Annotated in this window: 2 protein-coding genes and 1 rRNA gene; 2 read left to right on the plus strand and 1 reads right to left on the minus strand. The window is 71.1% G+C overall.

Annotated features, from left to right (window positions below):
- The first annotated feature begins 491 nt into the window (after positions 1-491).
- Together D0D28_RS35215 and D0D28_RS35220 are read left to right on the plus strand one after the other, a co-directional pair.
- Positions 492-1,283 (plus strand): purine-nucleoside phosphorylase, encoded by a 792-nt coding sequence (locus tag D0D28_RS35215; protein WP_094008927.1) that lies wholly within the window; start codon positions 492-494, stop codon positions 1,281-1,283.
- Positions 1,280-2,920 carry a phospho-sugar mutase gene (locus tag D0D28_RS35220; RefSeq protein WP_116115523.1) on the plus strand — a complete coding sequence of 547 codons (1,641 nt, stop codon included), beginning with the start codon at positions 1,280-1,282 and terminating at the stop codon, positions 2,918-2,920. Before D0D28_RS35215 ends, D0D28_RS35220 begins: the two co-directional genes overlap by 4 nt.
- Positions 2,921-3,024: 104 nt before the next feature.
- On the opposite strand, the gene rrf is transcribed toward D0D28_RS35220, so the two are convergent.
- Positions 3,025-3,141, minus strand: a 5S ribosomal RNA gene (gene rrf, locus D0D28_RS35225).
- Positions 3,142-3,149 lie beyond the last annotated feature (8 nt).

Below are 3,149 nucleotides of genomic sequence, written 5' to 3' on the forward strand. Positions count from 1 at the left end.
TGGCAACGCAGCAGGACCGACTACCCCAACCAGACCTCCCCCGCCCCCGATCCCCAGCCCGCTTTTGGTCGCCGATCAGGCGTGTCAAGGTACTCTTTCCCGCCTTGACACGCCTGATCGGCGACTGAAACACAATCAGGCATCGGGGGCGGGGGTGGTCGGAAGGTGACCTTTGGCGCCGTAGGCGCTGTCCTGCGCGAAGCGCAGAAAAAAGATCAAAAGATGTCCTCGCCGGACGGGCAGGCTCCGGGATGACGGGGAATGCAGTCACGTCACCTTGGCGAGGTGGTCGCTGGGTGGTCATCCCGTCGCCTGCGGTTTGTGCATATCACTTTGAGCCAGGCCCGCAAGGTTGGCATGGTCGGCCGCCGGTTGGCGGCCTGGGTTGCGGGCCTGGCTCAAAGTGATCGTCACGTGTCAGGCGACGGGATGACCACCCAGCTACCTTGGGTTCAACGCGCGGCGTGGCGCGGCGCTGGGAGGATGTTCCCATGACCGAACAAGATGTGGCGTCGGCTGCTGCCGCCACCATCGCCGAGCGCACCGGCTTCGCCAAGCACGACATCGCGGTGGTTCTCGGCTCCGGGTGGCGTCCCGCGGCGGACGTGATCGGCGAGCCCGAGGCGGAGATCCCGCTCGGTGAGCTGCCCGGCTTCGAGACCCCGACCGCCGTGGGGCACGGCGGCACCGTCCGCTCGGTGGACGTCGACGGCAAGCGTGCCCTGGTGCTGCTCGGCCGCACCCACCTCTACGAGGGCAAGGGCGTGGGCCGCGTCGTGCACAACGTACGCACCGCGGCCGCCGCGGGCGTGAAGTCCGTCCTGCTCACCAACGCCGCGGGTGGCCTGCGGGACGACTACCAGGTCGGCCAGCCGGTGCTGATCTGCGACCACCTCAACATGACCTCGACCTCCCCCATCACCGGCGCGAACTTCGTCGACCTGGTCGACCTGTACTCGCACCGCCTGCGGGACCTGGCGCGCCAGATCGACCCGAGCCTGACCGAGGGCGTCTACGCGGGCCTGCCCGGCCCCCACTTCGAGACCCCCGCCGAGATCCGCATGCTGCGCACCCTCGGCGCCGACCTGGTCGGCATGTCGACCGTGCTCGAAGCGATCGCCGCGCGCGCCGCCGGCGTCGAGGTGTTCGGGCTGTCCCTGGTCACCAACCTCGCCGCGGGCATGACCGGCGAACCGCTGAGCCACCAGGAGGTCCTGGAGGCCGGACGCGCGTCGGCGGAGAAGATGGGCACCCTGCTGCGTCAGCTCGTCGCGCGCGCATGAGCCGGCTCGACCCGGAACTCCGGGACCGCGCGTTCCGCTGGATCGCCGACGACGTCGACCCGGCCGCGCGGCAGGAACTGCAGGCCGTGCTCGCCGACGCGATGAACGGTGCCCCGGACGCGTTGAACGACCTCGCCGACCGGATGGCCGGCCCGCTCGAGTTCGGCACCGCCGGGCTGCGCGGTCCCGTCCGGGCGGGGCCGAACGGCATGAACACCGCGGTCGTCGTCCGCACCACGGCCGGGGTCGCGGCCTGGCTGACCGAGCACGGCAAGGCCGGCCGGATCGTGGTCGTCGGCCGGGACGCCCGCCACGGCTCGGCGGAGTTCGCCGCGGCGGCGGCCGAGGTCCTCCACGCGGCGGGGTTCGACGTGCGGGTCCTGCCCCGGGCACTGCCGACACCGCTGGTGGCGTTCGCGACCAAACACCTCGGCGCGGCCGCCGGCATCCAGATCACCGCGTCCCACAACCCGCCCGCGGACAACGGCTACAAGCTCTACGACGACACCGCGATCCAGATCGTGCCGCCCGCCGACGCCGAGATCGAAGCCGCGATCGCCGACGCGCCGGGCGCGATCAGCGTGCCCCGCAAGCCCGGGGCGACGGTGCTCGGGGAGGAGATCCTCGACGAGTACCTCTACCGGGTGTCGCAGGTCCCGCGGTCTCCGCACCGCGATCTGCGGGTCGCGGCGACCGCGCTGCACGGGGTCGGCGCCGACGTCCTGCGTGCGGCGCTGTCCCGGGCCGGGTTCACCGACGTGCACCTGGTGCCCGAGCAGTCCGACCCGGACGCGGACTTCCCGACGGTGTCCTTCCCCAACCCGGAAGAGCCCGGCGCGACCGATCTGCTGCTCGCCTTGGCCGCGGAGGTGGACGCCGACCTCGCCATCGCCCTGGACCCGGACGCCGACCGGTGTGCCGTCGGCGTCCCGGACCCGGCAGGCACGTGGCGGATGCTCCGCGGGGACGAGACCGGGGTGCTGTTGGGCGAGTACGTCCTGTCCACGACCAGCAACCCGGACCCGCTGGTGGCGACGACGATCGTGTCCGCGTCGATGCTGGGTGCGATCGCCCGCGCCCACGGCGCCCGGTACGCGGAGACCTTGACCGGGTTCAAGTGGCTGACCCGCTCCGGTGCGGGGCTGGTGTTCGCCTACGAGGAGGCGCTCGGGCTGTGCGTGAACCCGGACTTCGTGCGGGACAAGGACGGCATCGCCGCGGCGACGCTCGCGTGTGATCTGGCGGCGAAGCTGAAGGCCGAGGGCCGGTCGTTGCTCGACGAGCTGGATCGGCTCGCCGTCGCGCACGGGGTGTACGTGACGGACCAGGTGTCGTTGCGGGTGACGGATCTGTCGGTCCGCGGGCAGCTGATGGCGCGTCTGCGGAAGACGCCGCCGGCCGAGCTGGCCGGGTTGGCCGTGGAGATGGAGGATCTGTTGCCGGAGACCGACGCGTTGCGGATCGCCGACGGCGGGGTGCGGGTGGTGATCCGCCCGTCGGGCACCGAGCCGAAGCTGAAGTGCTACCTGCAGGTGGCGCGGCCGGTGGCGGACGCCGCCGCGTTGGCGGAGGTGCGAGTGGATGCGACGGCGACGATGGCCGCGTTGCGTGCCGATGTGGAGGCTCTGCTGGCTTGATCGCCCGGTGCTGTCCGCCTTGTTCGGGCAGTACCGGGCAAAAAGCTCGAGGCCCCGGGAGAACCTTTTACAGTTCTCGACCGGGGCCTCGAGTATCAAATTGTGTTCGGCGGTGTCCTACTCTCCCACACCCGCGGGGGTGCAGTACCATCGGCGCTGGCAGGCTTAGCTTCCGGGTTCGGAATGGGACCGGGCGTTTCCCTGCCGCCATGACCACCGAAACTCTGTG

It is taken from the genome of Amycolatopsis ruanii, assembly GCF_003385175.1.
GTDB lineage: Bacteria > Actinomycetota > Actinomycetes > Mycobacteriales > Pseudonocardiaceae > Amycolatopsis_E > Amycolatopsis_E thermalba.

What these genes read in the sequence shown, in the direction of transcription:
- D0D28_RS35215 (WP_094008927.1), top strand. Translation starts at nt 492, where the DNA reads ATGACCGAACAAGATGTGGCGTCGGCTGCTGCCGCCACCATCGCCGAG.
- D0D28_RS35220 (WP_116115523.1), top strand. Translation starts at nt 1,280, where the DNA reads ATGAGCCGGCTCGACCCGGAACTCCGGGACCGCGCGTTCCGCTGGATC.